This window comes from Polaromonas sp., from assembly GCF_039932935.1.
GTDB lineage: Bacteria > Pseudomonadota > Gammaproteobacteria > Burkholderiales > Burkholderiaceae_C > Polaromonas.
The window spans coordinates 1-25,889 of the sequence record NZ_JBDTPB010000018.1 but is presented as its reverse complement, the minus strand read 5'-3'; the positions used below and the strand labels follow the sequence as shown (position 1 = coordinate 25,889).

The following is a 25,889-nucleotide window of genomic DNA, read 5'->3' as shown; positions in this document are numbered from 1 at the left end:
TCAGCCCTTGAACTGGTCCTTGAGTCCGGCCCAGCAGCAGCTGTAGCCGGCGTCCAGCGCCCCACCCTCCAGCGCGTAGGCCGTGGGAATGAAGCGGTAGCGGCTCTCGAACATGAAGGCCAGGGTGTTGTCCAGCTTGTGCGGCGCCAGCGGGGCCGTGCTGGCTTTCTCGAAGGCCTCCGTGTCGGGGCCGTGCGGCACCATGCAGTTGTGCAGCGATGCGCCACCGGGTTTGAAGCCCTCGGGCTTGGCGTCGTACTGGCCATACACCAGGCCCATGAACTCGCTCATGAGGTTGCGGTGATACCAGGGCGGGCGGAAGGTGTTTTCAGCCACCAGCCAGCGCGGCGGAAAAATCACGAAGTCGCAATTGGCCGTGCCCGGCGTGTCAGACGGTGAAGTCAACACGGTGAAGATGGACGGGTCCGGATGGTCGTAACTGATGGAGCCAATCGTCATGAAATGCGCGGTGTCATATTTGTAGGGCACCAGGTTGCCGTGCCACGCGACCACGTTGAAAGGACTGGCCGGCTGCACGGCAGACCACAGGCGCCCGCCAAATTTCTTGATGATTTCAAAACCGCCCTTGGATGCCGGGGCAGCGTCGAACGCCGCAGTGGGTGCCAGAAAGTCGCGCGCATTGGCCAGGCCGTTGGAGCCGATGGGGCCGAGCTCCGGCAGGCGAAAATGCGCGCCGTAGTTTTCGCATACGTAGCCACGTGAGGCGCCGTCGGGCAAGGCCACGCTGAAGGCCATGCCGCGCGGCACCACGGCCACTTCGCCGGGTTTCACCTCGAGGATGCCGAGCTCGGTCGTCAGCACCACCCGGCCCTGCTGCGGCACAAGCAGCATCTCGCCGTCGGCATTGACCAGCGCGCGCCGCTGCATGGACTGATTGGCGACATACACATGCGCGGCCATACCGGTCTGCATTTCGGCGTCGCCGTTCGCCGCCACGGTACGGATGCCGTCGACAAAATCCAGCGGCTCCGCGGGAATGGCAAACGGCGCCCAGCGCAGCGGGTCTGGCGGCGCGATACTGCCGCCCGCGGCGCCTGTCGTCCACTGCGGCACGGCATAAGGCTTGTAGCCGCCCACCGCCACGGAAGGCCGGCGGCGGTATGTCCAGGTGCGGCGGTTCTCCGCGCGCGGCGCGGTGAAGGCGGTGCCGGAAACCAGTTCGGTGTAAAGGTCATGCGGTGCGCGCTGCGGGCTGTTGCGGCCTTCGGGCAAGGCGCCGGCGACCGCCTCGCTGGAGAATTCGTTACCAAAGCCCGACTGGTAACGCAAAGTGTTTGTGGTCATGGGAATTTCTCCGGGGTATCAGTTGTTCAGTTCAACGGCTCAATGCAATCATTCTTCGGCGTCGCCAAGCGCATCGCTGCCGGCTCTGGCCTTTTCGATCAACCGGTCGAAAAAATCGCTGAGCTGGGTGCGTTCGGCGGCGTTCAGCACGCCAAAAATATCCTGGTTGCGCTGCCCGACCACCTGCATGGCGCGCTGCCATGCGGTCTTGCCCTTCGGTGTCAGCGTCAGCACCACGCCGCGCCCATCGGTGGGACTGGCGGCCTTGACCACCAGGCCCTGGTCGGCCAGCGACTGGGCGGCTCGGCTGGCCTGACCCTTGTTCAGGTTGGCTTTTTGCGCGAGGTCGTTCACCGACAGCGGTGCAAACGTCCCCACTGCCGTGAGGCAACGCGCGTCGCTCATGGACAGGTCCGCTTCCGCAACATAGGCACGCTGGCTTTCGACATCCGTCAGCTTGTGCAGCAGATGCAGGCGGTAGGTCAGGGTTCTTTCGAGCTTGATCATGGCCGCCCCGCGACTCGCCGGAGCCAGACAGGCAATGAAAGCGAAATGGGGTTGTTCATAAGGGCTTGTTCCGGCTGATTTATGGTTGCGCTCGCAACTATAAATCAATCCGGTTGCGCCCGCAACCAGTTATGACAGCCCCGCAAATACCAGAAATGACCCCGACTGATGCCGGGAACTTGGGCCGAGGACCCGAATACGCCTAATTGCGCACCATCGTCATCTGCCCGCGCACTTCGCCTGCGGGGTGCGCGGCCGTGTGGATGTTGGCATACCAGCGGCCTTCCATCAGGTCGGCGGCCTGTGTGGCCGTCAGCGTGGCACTGCCGTCCATGGGGCTGCGAATCGGGCTGGTCCATCCCAGCGCTACGCCGGCGTTGGCGCCAATGGCGGCCGGTCCGTGAAAGTGGCCTGCCGTTGCGGGTCCGGAGAGACGGGTGTAGTTGACTTTCCAGCGAAGCAGGTTGGTGCTCTTGTCGAACACGGCATCAACGGAACCGCTGCCCGGGCTGGCATTGGCGGGCACCTCGTTGGCGCCGCGAAGCTGCGTGGTGAAGGCCACCAGGCTGGACTGCTTGTTGTCCATCAAACCGCAGCCCGTGACGGCGGCAGCGGCCACAGCCATGGCGGCAAGAGACATACGGGTAGCGGTGCGGCGTGAAAGCATGGTTGAGTTCCTTGGAAAGTTGCAGCCGATTGTGCGTGGCACACCCCGCCCAGGCCGGTAGGACAAACCCCATGGGAACAGTCGGTTCCGGACGACGTGGCACCCCATGGGAAGCCGACACGTGCGCGTGCCGGCGCAACGCAAACTCGCCTGATCGCTGAAAGCCTGCAAGCCCGCACCTGCCTTGCAGGCCTGGCTGCAACACCGCAAGAAAGACAACACCATGGCATCCCGCGTTTTATGGAAAGGCGCCATCAGTTTTGGCCTGGTCCACATTCCGGTGGCGCTGCATTCGGCCACGTCTGAAAGCGGTGTGGACTTTGACTGGCTGGACAAGCGCAGCATGGACCCGGTGGGTTACAAGCGCATCAACAAGCGAACCGGTCGGGAAATCACCAAGGAAAACATCGTCAAGGGCGTCGAGTACGAGGACGGCCAGTATGTGGTGCTGTCAGAGGAAGAGATTGGCTCCGCCTACCCAAAGACGACGCAGACCATCGAGATCGAAAGCTTTGTTCCCAACACCGACATTCCTTTCGTCTACCTGGAGCGGCCCTACTACATTGCGCCCATCAACAAAGGCCAGAAAGTCTATGCGCTGCTGCGCGACACCTTGCTGAAAACCCAGCGCGTGGGCATTGCCCGTGTCGTCATTCAAACCAAGCAACACCTGGCCGTGCTGGTTCCTTCCGGCCCGGCGTTGATTCTTAACCTGCTGCGCTGGGGCGCCGACATACGCCCGCTCAAAGAACTCGACCTTCCGCCGGTAGGAGCCAAGGCCGGCCTCAGCGACAAAGAGCGCGCCATGGCGCGGCAACTGGTCGACGACATGACCGGTCATTGGGACCCGGAGAACTTTACCGACTCCTTCAAGGACGACATCATGGCCCTGGTCAAGCGCAAGGCCAAAGAAGGCAAGCTGGAGGACGTGGTGCGGCCTGACAAGGCTGACCCGCCCGAGGGCCGCACGGGCGCCAAAATTATTGACCTGACCGAGCTGCTGCAGCGCAGCCTGCGCAAAGGCGGTGCGACCGACGAGACACCCAAAGCCAAATCGTCCGCCAAGGCCGTGGCCGCACCCAAAAAAGCGGCACGCAAAAAGCCTGCCGCCAAAACCACGCACGCACGCGCCAGAAAGCGCGCGGCGTAATCGCAAAGCACCACAATACTGGCAACAACATGGGTGCACGTGACCTGCTGAAACACTACCGCGCCAAGCGTGACTTTGCGCAGACGCCGGAGCCCGAACGCGGCGGTGAGCGCACCGACAAGGCCCTCACTTTCGTCATACAAAAGCACGACGCCAGCCGCCTGCACTATGACTTTCGCCTGGAGCTGCAGGGCACGCTCAAAAGCTGGGCCGTGCCCAAAGGCCCGAGCCTGGATCCCACCGTCAAACGCATGGCGGTGCACGTGGAAGACCACCCCATCTCTTACGCCGGGTTTGAGGGCAGCATTCCAGCCCGGCAATACGGTGCGGGCGATGTGATCGTCTGGGATCGGGGCCTGTGGGTACCGCTTGGCGACCCTGCTAAAGGACTCAAAAGCGGCAAGCTCAAGTTTGAACTCCACGGGGAAAAGCTCAAAGGCGGCTGGACCCTGGTGCGCATGCATGGCCGCGGCGACGAAAAGCAGGAACCCTGGCTGCTGATCAAGGAGCGCGATGAACAAGCCCGCCCAGAGCACGAGTTTGATGTGCTTGAGGCATTGCCCAACAGCGTGCTGAGCGGCAAACCCCTGCCGCGCGATGACAAGGCGAGTTCGGGTGCAGGGGCAGCAACTCCTGTTGCCAAACGAAAGACGCGCCCCAAAATAACCGCGGCTGATCTCCCGGAAGGCGCGGTTCAGGCAGCGCTTCCCGCGATGTTGGCGCCGCAACTGGCCACGCTGGTGGCGCGCCCCCCGGCAGATCCGCAGGGTTGGGCCTACGAGATCAAATACGACGGCTATCGCCTGCTGGCGCGCATTGAAAAGTCATCCGTCCGCTTGATCACGCGAAACGGCAACGACTGGACGAGCAAGTTGCCCAAGCTGGCTCAAGCCGTCAAGGAGCTGCAGCTTCTCTCGGGCTGGCTGGATGGCGAGATCGTCGTGCTCAACGAACAAGGCGTGCCCAATTTTGGCCTGCTGCAAAACGCCTTTGACAGCGCCAGCACGGCCAACATTGTTTACTACGTGTTTGACCTGCCCTACTTCGACGGCCTCGATCTGCGCCAGCTGCCACTGGCCCGGCGGCGCGAAATCCTCTGCACGGTGGTCACGCGCCACCCCCATGAAAACGTGCGATTCAGCGAGGCCTTTGAAGAGACGCCGCAAAGCCTGCTCGACTCGGCGCGGCGCCTGGGCCTGGAAGGCGTGATCGGCAAACGCGTGGACTCGGTCTATACCTCGCGCCGGTCGCCCGACTGGATCAAGCTGAAAACCCAGCTGCGCCAGGAATTCGTGATTGGCGGCTACACCGAACCAAAGGGATCGCGCATCGGCTTGGGGGCGCTGATGCTGGGGGTTCACGACGCCGAAGGGAAACTGCAATACGCCGGCAATGTGGGCGCGGGGTTCAACGACCAGATGCTCAAGGACCTGAAAGCCCGGCTGGAAAAGCTTCACGCGGGCACCAGCCCTTTTGCCAAACTTCCCACCGGGGTCCGCGGGCAGTGGGTCAAGCCACAGTTGCTGGCGGAGGTCGCCTTTGGCGAATGGACCCACGGCGGACACATTCGCCACTCGGTATTTCAGGGCCTGCGTACCGACAAGCCGGCCAAAGACATTCTTCGTGAAAATCCGACCCTGCCAGAGGCCGGCAAGAAAGGCGCCACCGTGACATCTGCCGCCAAAATGCCCGCCGCTGCGTCCGCCAAACCATTGACATCATTGCGCGTCACCCATGCAGGCCGCATCGTGGACGAAAGCACCGGGTTCACCAAGAAGAACGTGGTGGAGCATTACGCGCTGGTCGCGGAACTGATGCGCCCGCACCTCAAGAGCCGCCCTACTTCACTGGTGCGCGCGCCCTCGGGGATTTCAGGCCAGCTGTTTTTTCAGAAACACGCCGAGGCCACCTCCATCCCGGGCATCAAACTCCTGGACCGCAAGCTGGACCCCAGCCATGCAGAACTGCTGGAAATTCCGTCCACTGCTGCGCTGCTTGCGGCAACCCAGGTCAACGTTATCGAGTTTCATACCTGGAACGCCACCACCCGCTCTATCCACAAGCCTGACCGCATGACGTTTGACCTGGACCCGGGCGAAGGCGTGGGTTGGCCGCACATGCAGGAAGCCGCGCAGCTCGTGCGGGCTTTTCTGGACGAGCTGGACCTCTCAAGCTTTCTCAAAACCAGCGGCGGAAAAGGACTGCACGTGGTGGTGCCGCTGAAACGCCAACACGACTTTGACACGGTGAAAGATTTCTCCCACGCACTGGTGCTGCATCTTGCCGCCGTGATACCGCAGCGCTTTGTGGCCAAGAGCGGTCCCAGGAACCGCGTCGGCAAGATCTTCGTCGATTACCTGCGCAACGGGTTCGGGGCCACCACGGTCGCGGCGTGGTCCATGCGCGCGCGGCCTGGGCTGGGCGTGTCGGTGCCGGTGGATTGGGAGGAACTGGCATCACTCACCAGCGGCGCGCATTGGACAGCCCAGTCCCTGGGTGCCAGGCTGTCCGTGGGCAACGAGCCGTGGGACGCTTATGAATCGTCACGCAACGGGCTCACCGCTGCGATGAAGCGGCTGGGGTTCAAAGTTGCGGGGTCCAAGTGATGCCGGTGCTTCGCTTGAGCCCTGTCGTCCAGCTCCTACAGCGCCATAGCCGCTGGCCCGACATGGAAGCCCCCGCGCGAGACCTAAATTGGTCGTGTGGCGGGCAGTTTTCCGCTCACTTCCGTTCAACTTTTTCAAGGAGACCCTTATGGCATCCAAGCAAAACGATCCAAAGAACGCATCAGAGAATAACCAACAACAGCAAGGCCAGCGCAACCAGAAACAGCCCGGCCAGCAAGACAGCCAGAACAGCAACCAGGCCAGCGATACGCAACTCAATCAGGGTGGCCAGCGACAGCCTGACCAGCAAAATCAGCATGGCAGTGCCCAGCAGTCGCGCAACCAAGGCAGTAGCCAGGGCGCCAATCAGGGCAACCAAGGTAGTCGTGACGACAGCTCAAATGCCGGCAGCAGCGGCAACAAGCAACAAGGCCGTAGCGACAGCTGATTTGGCTGCAATGACTCATAGAAACAACGGAGGCACACGCCTCCGTTTTTTTGCCCGTTTGCCACTACCCGGATGCGCATCATGAAGCAGCTCGATGAAATGGATTTGACGCTCTATCTTCAAACAGAAGGCCGGCGCCTGGCGGCAGAACGGGAAGCCAAGCCATTGCCTCACGCATCACCTGGCAACAGACCCCACGCGTCGGCGGCGTTCAGTCCCGCTACCCCGATGGCATCCTCAGGTTCACCCTCCCGTCCGCCGTCCCAGCAGCAGTGCGCTGCGCCAGGCGGGACTCAACGTCCCGCGCGCAGCCTCACTGAAGCATTGCAGCGCATGGGCGTGTCTGGCTCGCATCCGCGCCGCCTGTAGGCGTGCGCCGCGACTTGCGGCCCAGGGACTGGTTCCGTATGCGGCTGCGTCCTATCATTCAGGTTGCGCCACAGAACGCGCCTGGAGACACCATGAAACTCTATCTACCTCTTACGCTCGCCACCCTGCTATTTTTGTCGGGATGCCCTGACACCAAGGTTCCCAAAGCCCCACCGAAAGCGCCGGAACCCAAAGCGGAGGTCACCACTCTTGCGCCAGCGAGTTCGCAAGCGACAACTCTTTTAGCCGTAGCCCAGCTTCACGGGCGGCGGGCCGCATGAACGGCCGCAAGCCGGTTCATACGATGTGGATCCCATGGGCGCTGACAGCGGTGAGCCTGATGGCGGGTTGCGCCGGTATCGGCAAGGCCGATCCAACAGCGCAGCGCATTGACGTTGAAGGACAAACCTACGTCATTAGCCAATTGACCGCAAGCACCTGGACGGCGATTGCCCCGGCATCCAGGAACACCGCCATCGCAACGCCTTCAAACCGTGCGCTCCTGCTGCAAGCCATCGAACGTCAATCAGGCTGCAAGGTTACCGATGCGGACTACTCGCGCAACGGCGCACAGCTCGACGCGCAGGTGGATTGCTCGAGCCGGTTGAAAAATTAACGCGAAAAAAAGGGGCAGCCTGCGCTGCCCCCTGGTTTGCCGAGCCTCGAGTGCCGGCAATAAAGTGCTGCCTTGGAAGGGATCGCCGCGTTTAACGCGCCTTCAAGGTGTCTCGCAGAGCCTTGATCTGGTCATGGTTGCGCTGGGCGCCTTGCGCCTGGCGTTCCACCACACTCCGGATGCTCGACGGAAGATTGGATTTGAGCGCCTTGCGATACCGCGCGACCGCTGCATCTTCGCCGCGCTCACATTCATTGAGCACCGCCTGGTCGCTGTAGCCGCTCAGCGTGGCCCGTACGGAAACCCAGCCGCGGTGCAATGCTCCGCTCACGGAACCGCCATCGTCGGGTTTGCCGCCCAGCTGGCGAATCAGGGTTTGCAGCTCCAGGCCACCGGCCCGGCATTCTTCGGCGTGGCGTTGCATCAGGGTTTTCAGGTCCTGGGCCTTGGCATGCTCGGCGCATTCGCGAAAACCGTATTCACCGTCGCGGCAAGACTCCAGCAGGTCATTGAGTACCTCGATGACGTCTTCATCGTCGTCCACTGAGGCGCCCACCACGGTTCTGGCCGCCGTGCCGGTGCCCGCCGCGTAGCCACCACCGCGCTGGCGGTAGGTGTCGGCCCTGTCCCATGCTGCGCGGCTGGCGTAGCGTGCCTGCGGCCAGTCTAGTGCCGAGCTTCCTTTGCGGGTGTCCCACTCGGATTGCAAATCTCTTTCGGTTTCGTCGAACGAGCCCGCATATTGCTGGCGGGCGCTTAGCCCGAGGCGGTAAGCAGGTGCGTAGTCGTCGAAAGTACGGCCGCTTTCGTAATAGGTTTCTCGCGTGTAGTTGTCGCGCCAATAGGCCTCTTCAGCCGTTGGGTCCAACGCTTCGGCGGCTTCCTTGCCGCCCAGGCCGCCTGCCACGGCGCCGACAACGCCACCCACCACGGCGCCTACGGGGCCGGCCACTGCGCCAGCCGCCGCGCCCGCCGCAACGCCACCGGCCGCTGCGCCAAGGCCGGTCCCTATGGGATGGGCACCGGGTTCTTTGCTGATGGGGTCAAGATTCTGATCGTGTTCCTTTGCCATGGTTGCTCCTTGGGTGTAGTTGAAAAATGGCCCGGAAGTTGACTGAGAACAGCGCACTTGCCGGACACGTGAAACGATGGTGCAACGGCCCTCTGCGCCCGATGGTCAGGCAAGCACAGCCACCTATGTAGGAGAAAGCCGCGCTGGTCTGCATGACTATTTCGGGCCATTTTATTTAACGTTTCGGGCTTCCAGCCCATACGGAAAGAGCGCGAGCAGCTATCAAAAAAGGAGCACTCAACAGCCTAGGCATCGAGCTCCGGATAGCGCCGGAAGATGCCGTCTTCATTGAAAGGAATACGCCGCTCGCTCGCAAGGTATGCCGCGACGCGCCGTTGCTGCGCCACGCTCTCGTGCAGGGCCGCCACCCTCGGTACTTTTTTGAGGGCGCGGCGGCTTGCCTTGGGAAACGCATACAGCAACCCATCCACGAGTTGGAAAAGGGACAAGTCAGCGTAGCTCAGGCGCGCTCCCACCAGGTGTTCACTGCCCCGCGGGTTGCGTTCCAGAACGGTTTCAAACCACCCCAGGAATTTCTTCACACGAGCCGTCCGGAATTCTTTTGCGCGGCGCTGCGCTTCCTTCTTCTGGTCTTCGTAGTAAAGACCAGTTCCTACGGGGTGGTGCGTGTCATGCGCTTCCGCGACCACATCCGCAATGGTCAGCTGCAACTGGTGCGTCCACAAGCGCTGGGGCTCAGTCTTGCCCACAAGCCCCAGGCGCGGGCCCAGGTAAAGCAGGATCGCCGCCGACTGGCCCACGATGATTTTTCCATCCACCAAAAACGGCGGCGCAAAAGGCGGATGAAGAACATCTGCGTCTTCCATGAATCGCATCATGGCGGGGATACCCTGCCCCTCCTCTTCAGCACCGCGTGCCACATCCACATACTCAGCGCCGGCGGCCTCCAGCGCCAGGCGGACAAATTCGCCACGGCCCTGAATCGTGGGCCAGTAATGAAGTTCATAGGGCATGCAAGTTCCTTGAAGTTGGTTTCACTGCATTGATTTGAGCGCTTTGTAGATGCCAACGGTGACAGCAGCGGCAACGCAACCGTGCTTGGTTTGTCCTACATCAAGCCAAGGCAGGAACTGCGCGCGAAAAAGGAAAGGGACGCCCAAGCGCCCCTTTTCTACTTTTCTCCTTTTCTCTTCATCCAGCACCGGGGTTTTCGGCCCGGCATTTGCAGCGCTTCAGCCAGCCGCGGCAATCTGGCGCAAGGCCTGCTCAAACACCTCGGGGGGCTGCCCGCCCGAAATGAGATGACGGTCATTGATGATGACGGCGGGCACTGAATGAATACCCTGCGTGAGGTAGAACTGCTCGCGCTCGCGCACCTCATCGGCATATTCGTCCGATGACAAGACCTCAAGGGCGCGTGCCTCGTCAAGGCCTGCCGTGCGGGCCGCCTTCACCAGCACGTCATGCGCCGCCGGACTTTCGCCGTCGGTGAAGTAGGTCTTGAACAAGGTTTCCTTCAAGGCTTTCTGTTTGGCGGGGCTTTCCAGCTCGGCCCAATGCAGCAGCCGGTGGGCGTCAAAGGTGTTGTAGATGCGGCTGCGTCCACCACCGGGTTCGTCGGCCATGCTGAACTTGAAGCCCAGCTGCGCGCCGCGCGTGCGGATGTTCTCGCGGTTGGCTTGGGCCTGCGCCGGCGTGATGCCGTATTTTTCGGTGATGTGCTCGGTGATCTCCTGGCCTTCGGGCGCCATCTTGGGGTTGAGCTCAAAGGGCTGGAAGCGCAGCTCGGCGCTGATCTCGTCGCGCACACGTTCCAGCGCCTGGTCCAGTGACTTCAGGCCAATGACACACCACGGGCAGGAAACGTCGGACACGAAATCGATTTTGAGCGTGGTGGTCATGGGAACGGCCTTATGGGTGGGGTTGTGCGCAGGTCGATTTTGACCCGCATTGATGCAGCTTGCGGCGCGCGCGGGACTATTCAAGTACCCGGGATGGGGTTAATTGCCCAGACGCAAACAGAGAGGGTCTCGCCTTCCGAGGGCCGCGTTTTCAAGAAACTGTCACACAAGCTTCCTAAGATTCCGGCAGCGCAGTGACCTGCCCTGCGCCAGCACGGGCACACCGCCGCTTCGCTCCTTCCCCACTGAACCACTGGAAACATAACAATGTCCGACCTGGCCTCCCCCTCCCACCCCACACGACGCGCCGCCCTGAAGTTCCTGGCGACTGCGCCCATGCTGCCATTGGGGGCACTGGCCTCCAGCACCCTGCTATCGGGCTGCGCCACCGGCCGCGGCCCCGTCGCGAGCAATTACCTGTCTTCCAGTTTCTCGTCGATGGCCGCCCCCTCGCTGGCCAATGCGGCTGCCATGGCCACCACCACCGTGGGCTCCAGCCTCCAGGTCCAGCTCAGGGACAACACCACGCAGAACTACAAGTTGGCCTACCACCCCTTCTTTGTCACCGGCGACATGGTGCCGGATGGCAAGGGCGGCACCGTTCTTAGCGGTGGCTACGTGGACATCAACAACCGGCCCATCATTGATCGCTCGGTGCCCGGCAAGGAACGCCAGATTTTCTCGGATTCGCCCGACGGCACCTCGCTGCTGGGCTTGCCCAACGCCACCGTGCCCGGCGTCAAAGGCAAGGCGGTGTTCGCCGTAGTGCAGTTTGAATACACCACGCGCGACCAGGCAGGCACCGACGCCTACGGCACCCTGCCCTCGCCCATCGCCGTATTGACGCTGGACCAGGACCCCGCCACCGGCAAGCTCAGCCTCGTGAAATACCACAACGTGGACATGTCCAAAGCGCACGGCTTGTGGATCACCTGCGGCGCCAGCCTGTCGCCCTGGAACACGCATCTTTCGAGCGAAGAGTACGAGCCCGATGCGCCTTTCGCGGCCGAAAACGCGCAGTTCAAGAAATTCAGCAAAAACGTCTATGGCGACGAGACCCGCGCCAACCCTTATCACTACGGCCACTTGCCTGAGGTCACCGTGCATCCCGACGGCACCGGCACGGTCAAGAAGCACTACAACATGGGTCGCATTTCGCACGAATTGGTGCAGGTCATGCCTGACAACCGTACCGTGCTGATGGGCGACGACGCCACCAATAGCGGCTTGTTCGTTTTCGTGGCCGACCGCGAGAAAGACCTGTCCTCCGGCACGCTGTATGTGGGCAAGCTGGGCACGGGCTTCTCGATTGACCCCGCAGCCGAGGGCGCGAAGATCTCGTGGATCAAGCTGGGGCACGCCACCAGCGCAGAAATCGAGCAGATGGCCAACACCCTGAAGCCGGCCGACATCATGACGGTGCTCAAAACCGACCCGTCCGACGCCAGCTTCACCAAGGTGTTTTACAACGGCAACGCCAACTGGATCAAGGTCAAGCCCGGCATGGAAAAGGCGGCCGCCTTTCTGGAAACCCACCGCTACGCCTACCTTGCGGGCGGCAGCATGGGGTTTTCGAAAATGGAAGGCACCACCGTCAACATCAAGGACAAGGTCGCCTACTCGGCACTGCAAAACATCCAGGACTCCATGGTCAAGACCGGCAAGGGCTGGAACGCAGCCAGCGGCATCGCGCTGGACAAAGCGCTGATTGCCGGCGGCGTGATGGCGCACAAGCTGGACGGCGGCCAGAAGGACCTGTCGAGCTCTCCGATCAACAGCGACTGGATGCCCGTGCACACCAAGGCGCTGCTCGTCGGCGAGGACATTGCCGCCGACGCGCTGGGCAACAAGGCCAACCCCAACCTCGTGGCCAACCCGGACAACCTGAAGTTCTCGGAAAAAATGCGCACACTCTTCATCGGTGAAGACAGCGGCTCGCACATCAACAACTTCGTCTGGGCCTACAACGTCGACACGAAGCAGCTGTCGCGCCTGATGTCCATGCCCGCGGGCGGCGAAGCCACCGGCCTGCACGTGGTGGACGACCTCAACGGCTGGACCTACATCATGAGCAACTTCCAGCACGCCGGCGACTGGAACTCACTGCACGGCAAAGTGCAGGCAACGCTCGACCCGCTGATTCGCGCCAACTACAAAGACCGTTTCGGCGCAGCCGTGGGCTACCTCACGGCAGACCCCACCAGCCTCAAGCTGGGCTGATTCACGGCGTAGCAGGTTCATCGGCTGCAGCCGGTGCTTCAGGCGGAAAGCAGGCGACGAGCCCGCTTTCCGCTTTTTTCATTGTGGCAAGCCGCGCTGCCCGGAATAAGCGGGGCATCGCTGCAGCGTAAGCTCTGCGTCTCTAGAATGAGGAACGAATCCCTGCACCGTACAGTCCGAATTTTCAGTCAAATTGGCCTCTAGCCCAATAAAGACAAGCGCAGGCAGCTATCAAAAACAGAGCAAACGAGACACCCATCATGCGATACCAACGTCAGGACCTCATCACTTTTGCCGAAAACCTGTTGGCGGCCTCCGGGCTGGAGCCGGCCAAGGCCGCCGCGGTGGCGGATATCCTGGTCCAGGGCGACCTGATGGGCCACAACACCCATGGCCTGGCATTGCTGCCCGGTTATCTGGGTGAGCTGGAGTCCGGCTCCATGGAAAAACTCGGTACACCCACAGTGCTGGCCGACCACCCCGCCGCCATCACCTGGGACGGCCGCCGCCTGCCCGGGCCGTGGCTGGTGCTTGAAGCGATGACGCTGGCTTCTGAACGTGCCGCCGTCCAGGGCACCTGTACGGTGGTGATTCGCCGCAGCCACCACATTGCGTGCCTGGCCGCTTACCTGCAACGCGCAACTGAGCGGGGCCTGATGATGCTGCTCACCTGCTCAGACCCCAATACCGCCAGTGTTGCCCCGTTTGGCGGGCTCGATCCGGTGTTTACACCCAACCCAATCTCGGCGGGCATTCCCACCGGCGGCGTGCCGATCGTGGTGGATGTTTCAACGTCTGCCACCACCAACGGCCTGACCAACCGGCTGCACAAAGAAGGCAAGCGCCTGCCCGCCGCCTGGGTGATGAACGGACACGGCGCCGCCAGTGACGACCCTGCTGTTTTGTTTGACGAGCCCAAAGGCACCATCCTGCCGCTGGGCGGTATGGACACAGGTCACAAGGGCTATGGCCTCACCCTGCTTGTCGAAGCCTTGACCGGAGGCCTCGCCGGCCACGGCCGCGCCGACCCGAAAGAGGGCTGGGGCGCCACGGTGTTTTTGCAGATCATGGACCCGCGCGCATTTGCGGGCCTGGACGCCTTCGAGCGGCAGACCGGCCACGTTGCGGCGGCTTGCCGTGCCTCGCGCCCGGCGCAAGAAGGCACGGCGGTGCGCACACCGGGCGAAAAAGGCATTGCGCTGGCGGCTGGGCAAACCAGCTCGGGCGTGGAGCTGTACTCATCCATCTTGCCCTCGCTGTCCCCTTGGGCGATCAAGCTCGGGATTACGGAACCCAGCGCCACAAACTAAACGCGGACCCCACGGGACTCAGGACAACTGACGGCGGCGACGCAGCTGGCCCAGCACAAAGGGCAAGGTCCAGACAAACACGGTAACGGCCGCCAGGACCGCTGCGATGGGGCGGCTGACGAAGGCCATCATGTTGCCGTCAGACTTGATCATGGACGTGATGAAATTTTCCTCAAGCATGCCGCCCAGCACCACACCCAGAATGGCGGGCGAGATCGGAAAACGATTTTCTTCCAGCAGGTAGGCGATCAGGCCCGCCACCAGCATGACGCCAATCTCAAACGCAGAATTGTTGATGGCAAATGTGCCCACAATGCAGAACAGCAGGATGACAGGCATCAGGATGTTGCGCGGCACCTTGAGGATTTTCTTCGATGCCTTGATGCACAGGATGCCCAGCGGAATCATGATGATGTTGGCAAGAATGAAGATCAGGAAGATCGCATAGATGTTCTGCGGATTGGTGGTGAAGAGCGTTGGCCCGGGGTTCATGTTTTTCATGTAGAGCACGCCGATGACAATCGCGGTGATGGAGTCGCCCGGTATACCAAACACCAGGGCCGGGATCCACGCCCCGGCCAGCGCGCTGTTGTTGGCCGACCCCGACTCCACGATGCCCTCCACATGACCGGTGCCGAATTTTTCCGGCTCCTTGGAGAACTTCTTGCTCATGGCGTAAGACATCCACGCCGCAATGTCGGCGCCGGCGCCGGGCAATGCGCCTACCGCCGTCCCAAGTACGCTGCCGCGCAAAATTTGCATCGGGTACTTTTTGGCTAGCTCCCATTGCCCCTTGAGCACATTGCCCACCTGGTCAACCACAAGCTCGGCCGGCGGGCTGGTGTCCACCACGTAGCGGATGATTTCTGAAATGGCAAACATGCCGATCATCATGGAGATCATGCCGATGCCGCCCATCATCTCGGCATTGCCGAAGGTAAAGCGCGGATACCCACCCGGGTTGTTCAGTCCCACGCACGCCACCATCAAGCCGAGAAACAGCGCGATGATGCCCTTGAACGGGCGGTCGGAGGTGATGAACACCGCGCAGGTCAGGCCCAGCAGGACCAGCCAGAAATATTCGAACGAGCTGAAGCGGATGGCGAAGTCGGCGAGCGCCGGCGCGGCGACGATCAACACCACGGTACCGAACAAGCCGCCCACCGCGGAGAAAACCAGGCCCGCACCCAACGCGACTTCCGCCTGCCCCTTGCGTGTCATTGCGAAAGCTTCATCGGTATACGCCGCCGACGCCGGAGTACCCGGTATGCGCAACAGGCACCCGGGAATGTCACCCGAGAAAATCGCCATGGCGGTTGCCGTGACAATGGCGGCTACCGCAGGCACCGGTGCCATGAAAAATGTCACGGGCACCAGCAGTGCGGTGGCCATGGTGGCCGTCAGGCCCGGAACAGCGCCGACAAAAAGCCCATAGAAAGCAGCGATCACCATCACCATCAAGGTGTAAGGTTCGAACACCATCGAAAAAGCCTGGCTTATTGCGGTCCACATGGATGATCAGTTCCTGAAGCGGTGATGTAAGGAGTTATTGCGTACTGCGCGCCCGGTGTAAGCCGCGACCCTCAGCGTAGGCATGTGTGTACGCGTTGCATTGCACGTGTGTGTCAAACGCGCTACCAACTGTGGTTCACAAGAATGCCCCAAGGAAGCGGCACACGAAGCAGTTTGTAAAACATGAAGTGGATCACCAGGCTGACGATCACCGCGGTCAGCAGCGATTTTCCCAACGGGACACGCAGCACATAAAACATCGCCGTAAGGATGAGCATTGCTGTCGGCAGAAAGCCCAGCTTTTCAGCAGCGACGATGTAAAACACCACCGACCCGACAAGCAGCACGAACCCCGTCACATGGCGCGCAGACCGCACCCACTCTCCGGGCGCCACCCAAGGCCCTGCCTTGCGATCACGCCATCCCCGCACGATCAGGACAAGCCCGCAGATGAAAATGCCGGCGGCAATCAGCCCCGGAAACAAGGCCGGACCGACTTGTTGTCCGGGGATTTTTGGATAGGACTGAACGGTGAACAGAATCAGCGCCCCGAGGATGGCCAGGACCAATCCGAAAATGGCGTCATTGATTTTCATGCGAGAGCTTTCGAGTCAGGCAGGAACCGGCAAAGGCTCGCCTCCGCGGTCCTGCCACTTTTGAGATGCGTCACTTCGGCCAGAAGGCTTCAGTTATTTGGCAATGCCCACGGCCTTCATCGTCGCGCCGAGCTCGGCGTCCGACTTGGCCATGAACTTGGCGAAGTCATCGGGCCCGGCGTAGATCACTCCAAAGCCACGGCTCGCCATGAAGTCGTTGTATTCCTTGCTGGCGACAATTTTTTTCAATGCTGCGCTGATCTTGTCGCGCGCCTCGGCAGGAATGCCCTTGGGCGCGACGATGCCGCGCCACGCAGCCATGGTCCAGTCGCTACCAGTGGCGGACTTGAGCGTCGGTACGTTCGGATAAAGCGCCGAAGGCTTGTCGTTCATGATTACCAGGCTTTTGACCTTGCCGGCATCGATCAGCGAACGTGCTTCAGGCAGCGACACCGGCGCGATCTCGACACCCCCGGCAATCATGTCCTGCAGGCCTGGGGCGGCGCCATTGCTCGGTACCCACGGCACTGCAGCGGGATCGATCTTCTGGTCGCGCAGCATGCCTGCAATGGCGAGGTGCCAGATGCCGCCCTGCCCTGTGCCCGAAGCCTTGAACTTGCCAGGGTTGGCCTTGACGGCGGCCAGCAGGTCGTTGATGGTTTTATACGGAGCGTCCGCGCGAACCTGCACCCCGGCAGGATCAGCATTGACCAGCCCCAGCGGGGTGTACGACGCGCCGGAAAGCTCGGTAAGCCCCTGCCAATGCATCATGCTGATCTCGACGGTGGCCATACCAATGGTGTAGCCATCCGCAGGAGCCGAAGCGATGGCGGCGTGACCCACGACGCCATTGCCGCCGGTGCGGTTGACCACGGTAACGGGTTGCCCGATTTCCTTTTCGAGCAGGCTGCCCACGATGCGGGCGGTAGCGTCGGTGCCGCCGCCGGCGCCCCAGGGCACGATCAACGTGACGGGCCGGGCCGGATAACCCTGTGCCGCCGCTGGAAGGGCAGCGGCCACCAGTGCCAGACCCGTCAGGGTCGTCGCGGCGCGCGTAACAAATGAACGGCGTGAAGAAGCGTGCATGAATGTGTCCTTGGGGCTATTAATAGGGTGGCGGAATGCCAGTCAAGCGCATTTTTTGCGTCGAACTGCTTGCAAACAAGGCGGCCGGAAGCAGTTCCGGGGGTCACTCTAAAACAATTGGATGGCCCTGGGCACTAGGGCGAACGATAGTATCGTATGACGATAAGACTTTCGAGATAAATAGAGAAGGCTCGCCACACCCAATCACAGCTTGAATCTATTGCTATCACATGTATAGCAGATCGCCATTCATGAGTACGCGTAGCAGTTGCGTTCGCCCTGCGGCCTGGCGACGAGAGTCTGACGTTACAGAAACTATCCGAAATCCCGGTCGAGGCTCCAATCCCTGGGGGTTTCTCCCTACGCGGGGAATTTTTCGACTCCTCATAATTAGTACGTCGTTCAAACTAATTCAGAAGTGCTGCGTTAGCAGCGGGACGATCAGCGGATTTAACTGAGTCATAAAACCACATGCCTGACCGGCAGAAACATCGGAGACATTCCATGAAATTAAAAGCTTCCCTCACTGCAATGGCACTCAGCCTGGCCGCCGCCGGCGCATTTGCGCAGGTGACCGTTGGCGTCAGTTGGTCCAACTTCCAGGAAGAACGCTGGAAGACCGACGAGGCCGCCATCAAGACGCAGCTGGAAAAACTGGGCGCCAAGTACATCAGCGCAGACGCCGCGGGCTCTCCCGAAAAACAACTGGCGGATATTGACGGGCTGATGGCCAAGGGCGCCAAAGTCCTGATCGTGCTGGCCATGGACAAGGACGCCATCCTCCCCGCCGTGAACAAGGCCGCCAAACTGAAAGTACCTGTCATCGCCTATGACCGGCTGATCGAGGCGCCTGGCGTGTTCTACATCACCTTCGACAACAAGGAAGTCGGCCGCATGCAGGCTCGTGCCGTGTTTAAGGCCAAGCCCAAGGGCAACTACGTGATGATCAAGGGCTCCCCCACCGACCCGAATGCCAATTTCCTGCGCGAAGGTCAGCAGGAAATCATTGATGCCGCCGTCAAGAAAGGCGACATCAAGATCGTGGGCGAGGAATACACCGAGGGCTGGAAGCCCGAAGTTGCGCAGAAAAACATGGAACAGATCCTGACCAAGAACGGCGGCAAAGTCGATGCGGTGGTCGCCTCCAATGACGGCACCGCCGGTGGCGTGGTAGCCGCATTGAGCTCCAAGGGCCTCAAGGGCGTGCCGGTGTCGGGCCAGGACGGTGACTTTGCCGCCCTGAACCGCGTGGCCATGGGCACCCAGACCGTGTCGGTATGGAAGGATGCGCGCGACCTCGGCAAACAGGCGGCCAGTGCAGCCGTCAATCTGGGTGCGGGTAAAAAAGTCGACGGCGCGACCTCCTGGAACGGAGGCGAGAAAAAGATTGCCCTGCAAGCCCAGTTTCTCAAGCCTGTGCCCATCACCCGCGACAACCTCGACGTGGTCGTAAAGGCCGGCTGGATCAAGAAGGACGAGCTCTGCAAGGGTGTCACCGGCAGCGTTGCGGCCTGCAAGTAATACAGGTCTTCCACCACCCGCTCCCCACTCTGCGCAAGCAGGCAAGGCAACGGATACTGCACCCCGAAAATAGCGGAACATGAAGCGCGTCGTCGTCCCCACGGCGGCGTTGCCATCACTTTTATCTTGTTTCGCTACTTCCGGGTTGCGGTACCACCCTGTAGGTTGCCTGGGGTAGCACTGCATCCTCAAAACCATGCAATTTCCCGTTCGTTTCCTGCGCAACGCTGCCGTCGACTGGCGGCTGGTGTTCATGGGGGGCGTGCTCGCCGTCCTGGCAGGCGTATTCCAGGTTCTGTCGGGCGGCATTTTCCTGTCGCCTGAAAACCTCTACAACATCGCCCAGCAAACTGCCGTGGTGGGCATCGTGTCCACCGTCATGGTGCTGATCATTGTGGCCCGGCACATTGACCTGTCGGTCGGCTCGGTGATCGGCTTTGTCGGCGTGCTTATCGCCTATCTTCAATACACCCTGGGATGGTCCTGGCCAGCGGCGTCACTCGCCGGGCTGGCCGCGGCGGTCGTGGTGTCGGTGTACCAGGGGTGGCTAACGGCCATGCTCGGTGTACCGTCTTTTGTTGTCACGCTGGGGGGCTTGATGTCTTTCCGCGGTGCGGCATTTCTGGTGGCTGACGGCAAGACCCAACCCGTCAGCAACGAGACCTTCCTGCAACTCGGTGGTGGCTACGACGGTGGTATCGGGGTGACCGCCACCTGGGTCTTGACCGCTTGTGTGAGCCTGGTCCTGGTGGTTCGCATGTTGTTGCGCCGCCGCGCCTCCACGCACCATGAGATGCCCAACCAGCCGGTATGGGTGGATGTATTGCTGGTGGCGGCCCCTGTGGTCCTGCTGAGCGCGTTTGCCGCGGCCATGAACAGCTATCAGGTGACCAACAAGGAGGCACCCCAGGGCATCCCGATTCCGGTGCTGATCTGGGCAGCCGTGGCGGTGGTGATGTCCTTCATCTCCCAGCGGACCCGTTTTGGCCGCTATGTCTACGCCATGGGCGGCAACCCTGACGCTGCGGTGCTGGTCGGCATACCGGTCAAGCGGGTCACGCTCATGCTGTTTGCCTTGCTCGCCGTGCTCATCACCATCGCGGCCATTGTGTCGGTGGCCCGCCTGAACGCGGGCACCAACTCGCTGGGCACCGGCATGGAGCTCTTCGTGATTGCCGCCGCCGTGATCGGCGGCACCGCGCTGGCCGGAGGCAGCGGCACCATCATCGGCTCGGTTCTGGGCGCACTCATCATGCAGTCACTGGACAGCGGCATGCTGCTGCTGGATGTCTCCATCGGAAAACGCATGATCATCATCGGACAGGTGCTGATTGTTGCGGTGGTATTTGACGTGCTCTATCGCAAGTTGGCGCAGGAAAGCTGACATGCAAACCATGCAAACCACCACCGAACCCCTGGTCGAATTCAAGGACATCCGCAAGGCTTTTGGCGGCGTTCATGCCGTGGACGGCGTGAACCTCAATCTCTACCCCGGCGAAGTTGTTGCCGTGCTGGGTCATAACGGTGCGGGTAAATCAACCCTGATGAAAATGCTGGCCGGCGCTTTCCCCATCGATTCGGGCGAGATCCATGTGATGGGGCAGAAAGTCAATCTCCGGACCCCGGCCGAAGCGCAGCAGCAGGGTATCGAGACCATCTACCAGACGCTGGCTCTCGCCGACAACCTGGACGCGGTGGCCAACCTGTTCCTGGGCCGTGAAAAAATGACGGCCTGGAACACGCTGGACGATTACTTCATGGAGGCACAGGCACGCAAGGTGTTTGGCCGCCTGAACAAGAACTTCACCAACATCCACACGCCGGTGCGGCGGCTGTCCGGCGGACAGCGCCAGGTAGTGGCCATCTCACGCGCCATCTATTTCAATGCCCGCATCCTGATCATGGACGAACCGTGCGCCGCCCTGGGCCCGGAGGAGTCCGCCATGGTGGCCAATCTGGTGCTCCAGCTGAAGGCCGAAGGCGTGGGCATTTTCCTGATCACGCACGACATGCACGATGTTTTTTCGCTGAGCGACCGCCTCTCAGTCATGAAAAACGGCCGCATGGTAGGCACTTACCGCACGGCCGACGTGGACGAAGACCAGATCCTCGGCATGATCATTGCCGGCAAGCAGCCGGAAGGACGCGCACAGGCGCCGCACCGTATCGCCTGAAGCATGCCATCGGCCATGAAAACCACAGGCGACCAGCAACTCGTCAAGCGCATCAATCGCAGCGTGTTGATGCGTCTGCTGCGCAACCAGCCTGGTCGCTCGCGTGCGCAGTTGGCCAACCATAGCGGCTTGACCAAGTCAACGGTCAGCCTGCTGGTGCGCGAACTCATTGACGAGGGCTGGCTCAGTGAAATCAGCATGGCCGCCACCAACGGCGTGGGGCGGCCTTCCACTCCCCTGCAAATCGACTGCCGGTCGCGGGGCTTGATTGGTGTGGAAGTGGCAGTCGACACCTTGCGCGTGGTGAGCGTGTCGCTGCTGGGGAAGGTGCTGTGGTCAACGCAAGAGCCGTTGCGCGGCACCCGGCCACAAGACGTCTGCAACCAGATCGCCGACCTGACAGGTCTGGCCCAGGCGCAGCTGGTGTTGAGCGGCGCGCAACTCTCGGGTGTGGGCATCGGCCTGCCCGGCGCATTTGATGAGACTACCGGTGTAGTCCGCTTTGCACCCAACCTCGGCTGGCGCAACGTGGACTTTTTGCCGCAGATCACGCAAGCACTGATTCATGCCGGCTTGCCCCCGGTACCGGTGCATGTGCAAAACGAAGCCGATACCGCCGCGCTCAGTGAATACGAGTTTTCGGAGAACGACGGCAAGGACTCGCTGATTTTTGTGACCTGCGATGTTGGCGTGGGCGCGGGAATCGTACTGAATGATCGGTTATTCACCGGCATGCGAGGCATGGCCGGCGAGATCGGTCACAGCATTCTGGAACTCGACGGCCCCGCGTGTTCCTGCGGACGGCGCGGATGCGCGGAGGCCTTCATCGGTTCAGGCGCTTTGGGCCAGCTGGCGAATGCCGAGCGGTCGGGGCATTACCTGGGCGTGCTGCTGCAAAACCTGTGGACTACCTTCGATCCCAGCGTGCTCGTGGTGGGCGGCGCGTCCTGCCACCGGTTTCCGGACATGGTGCAGGTTGCCCAGGAGACGCTGCAAAAATATGCCACCGACGCGGGCGTAGCCGCTCCCATGGTGCGCGTCGCGCGTTACGGCCTGCTGGCTTCGGCGGTGGGGGCTGCCGCCCTGGTGTTGCACCAATATTTACGGCCCATGCATCCGCGCGGCCGCCTCGTGAGCAATGGCCTGCCCGCGCGCGACCAAGCCTTTGCCCCGGCACTGCACGCCCCTGGCGTGCCCGCGCACGGGCGGTAGGCCTGCTCTGACACACATCAGCGCTTCTCCCCGATAGGTTGCTTTCGCTTCGGCACCCATAGTCGACGCTATAACTATCTGGAGAAGAACCATGTCTTTCGCGCTTTACATGATTGGTTTTGTGATTTTTTTGGGGGGTGTGATATGGGCAGCGGTGGTCGCTGGCGTGCCGCACCTCTATATCGGTATCGGCGCGTTGATTTTCTTGGGCATAGGCATCTTCAGTGCAGTCAGCCGCACACGCAGCAAAGATCCGTCCTAGAAGGCGCCAGTAGTTTCCCGCTTTCCCCGCTATTCGCCGGGCGGTTGCTGCGCCAACACGGCGCTCGCTGCGCGCAGTTGGTTTTCGTCCATTTGCGCCGCCAGTGCATTCGCCCAAACTTTTTGCCCCATTTGAATGACGCGTAGCGCCTTGCGACCTGCAGGCGCGAGCCGCAACAACTTGGCGCGCGCATGAGCGCGGTTGTCTTCATAGAGGGTCAGCCCGTCCTCCACCAGTAGATCCGCCACGCGCAACACGCTGCACGCTTTGCCGTATCAAATTCATAACACGCGCGATCTGCGCCACCGACAGTGGCGCTTCTTCCACCGCAGCCAGCACCTGCCAACGCGCCGAAGTCTGCCCAGCCGGCGGGCCGCCAATGCATCGCCGGCCGCCATCAACAAACCGTTGAGTTGCATCACCTGCACCACCAGCCAGCTCAAGGTGCTGGCCGCTGGCGTGCGCACTCGTGGAAGGGCGCGATTTCTTTTTCCATGAAGCGGAAGGCGTCGCGAAAAGCTTCGTGCTCAGGGCCAAAGAGGCTGCGTTCGATCATGCGGGTTACCTGAGAAATTGAAACTATTTATGCAAAGCGAATGCTTTGTGAAATGAATATACTTCAACAGCGCAATCTGCGCCCCACTTTGGCCTCATTCCCCGCCCCTCCAGAGGAACAGCCCATGATCGAAGCATTTATTTACGATGCCATCCGCACGCCGCGCGGCAAGGGCAAAAAGGACGGCAGCCTGCACGAGGTCAAACCCGTCAACCTGCTGGCCGGGGTACTGGCGGACTTGCAGCAGCGCAACGGCTTCGACACCGCCGCTGTGGATGACGTGGTGATGGGCGTGGTTTCGCCCGTGGGCGAACAGGGCGCGGTGATTGCCAAGGTAGCTGCGCTCAAGGCCGGCTGGGATTTCCGCGCGTCAGGCGTGCAGGTCAACCGTTTTTGCGCCTCGGGCCTGGAAGCCGTGAACATGGCGGCACAGAAGGTGCGCTCGGGCTGGGAAGACCTGGTGGTGGCGGGCGGCGTGGAAAGCATGAGCCGCGTACCAATAGGCGCCGACGGAGGCGCCTGGGCGCAGGACCCGGAAACCAACAGTGCCACCCTGTTTGTGCCGCAAGGCATTGGCGCCGACCTGATCGCGACCATTGAGGGCTTCAGCCGTGGCGAGGTTGATGCCTTCGCCCTGGAAAGCCAGCAGCGTGCCGCCAGAGCCCGCGCCGCCGGCTACTTCGCCAATGGCGTCATGCCGGTCAAGGATTTTCTGGGCCAAACCATTCTGGCCGAGGACGAATTCATCAAGCCGCACACGACACTCGAAGGTCTGGCTTCGCTCAAACCCGCCTTCGAGCAGCTCGGCGCCATGGGCTTTGACGCCGTGGCGTTGCAGCGCTACCCGCAGGTTGAGCGCATCCACCACGTGCACCACGCCGGCAATTCGTCGGGCATTGTGGACGGCGCGGCCGCTGTGCTGGTGGGATCGGAAGCCGCCGGCAAGACCCATGGCCTCAAGCCCCGCGCCCGCATCGTCGCCGCTGCACTCAGTGGCGCTGACCCCACCATCATGCTGACCGGCCCCATGCCCGCCACGCGCAAAGCGCTCGCCAAGGCCGGCATGACCGTGGACCAGATCGACCTGTTTGAAGTCAACGAAGCTTTTGCTGCAGTGGTGATGCGCTTCATGAAGGAAATGAAAGTGCCGCACGACAAGGTCAACGTTAACGGTGGCGCCATCGCCATGGGCCATCCGCTGGGCGCCACTGGCGCGATGATTTTGGGCACGCTGGTCGATGAGCTGCACAGGCGCAAACTGCGCTACGGCCTGGCCACGCTCTGCGTGGGCGGCGGTATGGGCATTGCAACCATTGTGGAAAGGGTATGACTCCCCCCCGAAGCGTCTGCTGCGCAGCCGCCTCCCCCTTAAGGGGGCAACACCAGCGGCCCGGCAGAGCCGGCTCCGCGGTGTTTCTTACGAAAACCCTCCTTTCCCAACCGTTCCTATGAACACCATCAAATACCAAGTCGACGACGGCGTTGCCACCATCACCTTCGACGAGCCCGGCTCTCCCGTCAATACCATGTGCCGGCAATGGCACGACGATCTCAGTGAAGTCACCGCCCAGGTGCTCCAGGACCGGGACAGTCTCCAGGGGCTGATTCTCGCTTCCGCAAAAAACACCTTTTTTGCGGGCGCCGACCTCAAGGCCGTGATGCGCCTCACGCCGACCGACGCGCCCGCGGCCTACGCCGAGATCGAGCGGGTGAAGAAAAACTTTCGCGCCCTCGAAACACTGGGGATTCCCGTGGTGAGCTGTCTTAACGGGACGGCCTTGGGCGGTGGCTGGGAAGTCGCGCTGGTCGGCCACTACCGCGTGGCGGTGGATGAACGGAAAATCCAGTTCGGCCTGCCCGAGGTCACGCTGGGCCTGCTGCCGGGCGCCAGTGGCGTGACGAAGATGACGCGCCACCTCGGCCTGATGGGCGCGCAGCCCTACCTGGTCGAGGGCAAAATATTTCATCCGCGGGAGGCACTTGAGTTGGGCCTGGTGCACGAGCTGGTGGGCAACGCAGCCGAACTGCGCAACAAGGCGCTTGCCTGGATCGCCACCAATCCCGTCGCGCAACACCCTTGGGAAGCCAATGGCTACAAAATTCCCGGTGGCACACCGGCGAATCCGGCGATTGCGGCAGCCCTCAGCGCAGCACCCGCCATGCTCAAGAAGCAGACCCGCGGCCTCTACCCCGCGCCCGAAGCCATCCTGGCGTGCATGGTCGAAGGCGCGCTGGTGGACCTGGAAACTGCTCTTCGCATCGAAAGCCGCTACCTCGCCAAGCTCATGACCGGCCCGAATGCCAAGGCCATGATCAACACCTTTTTCTTCAACATGAATGCCATCAAGAGCGGACGGTCACGACCGGCCGGCGTGCCGCGGTTTTGGCCTGCCAAGGTTGGCATTCTGGGGGCCGGCATGATGGGCGCAGGCATTGCGTATGCGCAGGCCAGCCGGGGCATTGCGACGGTGCTGAAAGACGTTAGCCAACCCAAAGCCGACGCCGGCAAAGCCCACAGCCTCAAGATCACCGCGCCGCGCGTGGAAAAAGGCCGCATGACGGCCGCCGAGCAAAACGCACTCCTCTCACGCATCACCGCCACCGACCAGGTAGCGGAACTGGCCGGCTGCGATCTCATCATTGAAGCCGTGTTCGAGCGACGCGACCTCAAGGCCAAAGTCACGCAAGAGGCCGAGCCGCTGCTGGCGCCCGACGGGTTTTTTGCTTCCAACACCTCGACCTTGCCCATCTCCAGCCTGGCGGCGGCCAGCGACAGGCCCGAAAAGTTCATCGGCATCCACTTCTTCAGCCCGGTCGACAAGATGAAGCTGGTCGAAA

23 protein-coding genes are annotated in these 25,889 nt (G+C 61.8%); 13 read left to right on the top strand and 10 right to left on the bottom strand.

Features of this window, described 5'->3' with window-relative positions:
- The 3 genes from hmgA to ABI546_RS02870 form a co-directional block, all read right to left on the bottom strand.
- Window positions 1–1,305 (bottom strand): homogentisate 1,2-dioxygenase, encoded by a 1,305-nt coding sequence (gene hmgA, locus ABI546_RS02880; RefSeq protein ID WP_348043920.1) that lies wholly within the window; start codon window positions 1,303–1,305, stop codon window positions 1–3.
- Window positions 1,306–1,353: 48 nt separating this feature from the next.
- Window positions 1,354–1,812: a MarR family transcriptional regulator gene (locus ABI546_RS02875; RefSeq protein WP_348043918.1), complete on the bottom strand. Its 459-nt coding sequence runs from the start codon at window positions 1,810–1,812 to the stop codon at window positions 1,354–1,356.
- A 202-nt stretch (window positions 1,813–2,014) separates the two neighbouring features.
- Window positions 2,015–2,479 (bottom strand): CHRD domain-containing protein, encoded by a 465-nt coding sequence (locus ABI546_RS02870; RefSeq protein WP_348043916.1) that lies wholly within the window; start codon window positions 2,477–2,479, stop codon window positions 2,015–2,017.
- Between the two features lie 223 nt (window positions 2,480–2,702).
- On the opposite strand from ABI546_RS02870, the gene ABI546_RS02865 reads away from it, so the two are divergent.
- The 4 genes from ABI546_RS02865 (at window position 2,703) to ABI546_RS02850 (ending at window position 7,668) form a co-directional block, all read left to right on the top strand.
- Window positions 2,703–3,629, top strand: coding sequence for a Ku protein (locus ABI546_RS02865; protein ID WP_348043914.1), 927 nt, complete (start codon window positions 2,703–2,705; stop codon window positions 3,627–3,629).
- 29 nt (window positions 3,630–3,658) lie between these two features.
- Entirely contained in the window at window positions 3,659–6,235 is a 2,577-nt protein-coding gene (gene ligD / locus ABI546_RS02860; RefSeq protein WP_348043912.1) for a DNA ligase D, read from the top strand.
- A gap of 148 nt (window positions 6,236–6,383) precedes the next feature.
- On the top strand, window positions 6,384–6,683 hold the full coding sequence (locus tag ABI546_RS02855; RefSeq protein ID WP_348043910.1) for a hypothetical protein: 300 nt from the start codon (window positions 6,384–6,386) through the stop codon (window positions 6,681–6,683).
- A gap of 646 nt (window positions 6,684–7,329) precedes the next feature.
- The gene (locus tag ABI546_RS02850; protein WP_348043908.1) at window positions 7,330–7,668 is read left to right on the top strand and encodes a hypothetical protein; all 339 of its coding nucleotides are present in this window, start codon (window positions 7,330–7,332) and stop codon (window positions 7,666–7,668) included.
- A gap of 91 nt (window positions 7,669–7,759) precedes the next feature.
- Here the strand turns inward: ABI546_RS02850 and ABI546_RS02845 are convergent, their stop codons facing one another.
- The 3 genes from ABI546_RS02845 to ABI546_RS02835 all read right to left on the bottom strand — a co-directional run bounded on the left by ABI546_RS02845 (window position 7,760) and on the right by ABI546_RS02835 (window position 10,602).
- Window positions 7,760–8,740, bottom strand: coding sequence for a PA2169 family four-helix-bundle protein (locus tag ABI546_RS02845; protein WP_348043906.1), 981 nt, complete (start codon window positions 8,738–8,740; stop codon window positions 7,760–7,762).
- A 245-nt stretch (window positions 8,741–8,985) separates the two neighbouring features.
- Complete coding sequence (locus ABI546_RS02840) at window positions 8,986–9,714, bottom strand: glutathione S-transferase (protein WP_348043904.1); 729 nt, start codon at window positions 9,712–9,714, stop codon at window positions 8,986–8,988.
- 219 nt (window positions 9,715–9,933) lie between these two features.
- A complete protein-coding gene (locus ABI546_RS02835) occupies window positions 9,934–10,602 on the bottom strand; it encodes a DsbA family oxidoreductase (protein ID WP_348043902.1) in 669 nt (222 codons plus the stop codon).
- Window positions 10,603–10,869: 267 nt separating this feature from the next.
- Between ABI546_RS02835 and ABI546_RS02830 the strand changes: the two genes are divergently transcribed.
- Window positions 10,870–12,822, top strand: a complete 1,953-nt coding sequence (locus tag ABI546_RS02830; RefSeq protein ID WP_348043900.1) for an alkaline phosphatase PhoX — start codon at window positions 10,870–10,872, stop codon at window positions 12,820–12,822.
- 260 nt (window positions 12,823–13,082) lie between these two features.
- Window positions 13,083–14,132 (top strand): Ldh family oxidoreductase, encoded by a 1,050-nt coding sequence (locus tag ABI546_RS02825; RefSeq protein WP_348043898.1) that lies wholly within the window; start codon window positions 13,083–13,085, stop codon window positions 14,130–14,132.
- Between the two features lie 18 nt (window positions 14,133–14,150).
- On the opposite strand, the gene ABI546_RS02820 is transcribed toward ABI546_RS02825, so the two are convergent.
- The 3 genes from ABI546_RS02820 to ABI546_RS02810 form a co-directional block, all read right to left on the bottom strand.
- On the bottom strand, window positions 14,151–15,644 hold the full coding sequence (locus ABI546_RS02820; protein WP_348043896.1) for a tripartite tricarboxylate transporter permease: 1,494 nt from the start codon (window positions 15,642–15,644) through the stop codon (window positions 14,151–14,153).
- Window positions 15,645–15,766: 122 nt separating this feature from the next.
- Window positions 15,767–16,240 (bottom strand): tripartite tricarboxylate transporter TctB family protein, encoded by a 474-nt coding sequence (locus tag ABI546_RS02815; protein WP_348043894.1) that lies wholly within the window; start codon window positions 16,238–16,240, stop codon window positions 15,767–15,769.
- 93 nt (window positions 16,241–16,333) lie between these two features.
- Window positions 16,334–17,326, bottom strand: a complete 993-nt coding sequence (locus ABI546_RS02810; RefSeq protein WP_348043892.1) for a tripartite tricarboxylate transporter substrate binding protein — start codon at window positions 17,324–17,326, stop codon at window positions 16,334–16,336.
- 504 nt (window positions 17,327–17,830) lie between these two features.
- Between ABI546_RS02810 and xylF the strand changes: the two genes are divergently transcribed.
- The 5 genes from xylF (at window position 17,831) to ABI546_RS02785 (ending at window position 22,495) form a co-directional block, all read left to right on the top strand.
- Window positions 17,831–18,847 (top strand): D-xylose ABC transporter substrate-binding protein, encoded by a 1,017-nt coding sequence (xylF, locus tag ABI546_RS02805; RefSeq protein WP_348043890.1) that lies wholly within the window; start codon window positions 17,831–17,833, stop codon window positions 18,845–18,847.
- Between the two features lie 196 nt (window positions 18,848–19,043).
- Entirely contained in the window at window positions 19,044–20,231 is a 1,188-nt protein-coding gene (locus ABI546_RS02800; RefSeq protein WP_348043888.1) for an ABC transporter permease, read from the top strand.
- Between the two features lie 10 nt (window positions 20,232–20,241).
- Entirely contained in the window at window positions 20,242–21,021 is a 780-nt protein-coding gene (locus ABI546_RS02795) for an ATP-binding cassette domain-containing protein (protein WP_348043959.1), read from the top strand.
- 15 nt (window positions 21,022–21,036) lie between these two features.
- The gene (locus ABI546_RS02790) at window positions 21,037–22,233 is read left to right on the top strand and encodes an ROK family protein (protein WP_348043886.1); all 1,197 of its coding nucleotides are present in this window, start codon (window positions 21,037–21,039) and stop codon (window positions 22,231–22,233) included.
- 91 nt (window positions 22,234–22,324) lie between these two features.
- On the top strand, window positions 22,325–22,495 hold the full coding sequence (locus tag ABI546_RS02785) for a hypothetical protein (RefSeq protein ID WP_164483778.1): 171 nt from the start codon (window positions 22,325–22,327) through the stop codon (window positions 22,493–22,495).
- 29 nt (window positions 22,496–22,524) lie between these two features.
- Here ABI546_RS02785 and ABI546_RS02780 read toward each other — a convergent pair whose 3' ends face one another.
- Window positions 22,525–22,752, bottom strand: a complete 228-nt coding sequence (locus ABI546_RS02780; RefSeq protein WP_348043884.1) for a hypothetical protein — start codon at window positions 22,750–22,752, stop codon at window positions 22,525–22,527.
- 423 nt (window positions 22,753–23,175) lie between these two features.
- Between ABI546_RS02780 and ABI546_RS02775 the strand changes: the two genes are divergently transcribed.
- Both ABI546_RS02775 and ABI546_RS02770 read left to right on the top strand, forming a co-directional pair.
- Entirely contained in the window at window positions 23,176–24,381 is a 1,206-nt protein-coding gene (locus tag ABI546_RS02775) for an acetyl-CoA C-acetyltransferase (RefSeq protein WP_348043882.1), read from the top strand.
- A 118-nt stretch (window positions 24,382–24,499) separates the two neighbouring features.
- A partial coding sequence (locus ABI546_RS02770; RefSeq protein ID WP_348043880.1) for a 3-hydroxyacyl-CoA dehydrogenase NAD-binding domain-containing protein occupies window positions 24,500–25,889 on the top strand: 1,390 nt, incomplete at its 3' end.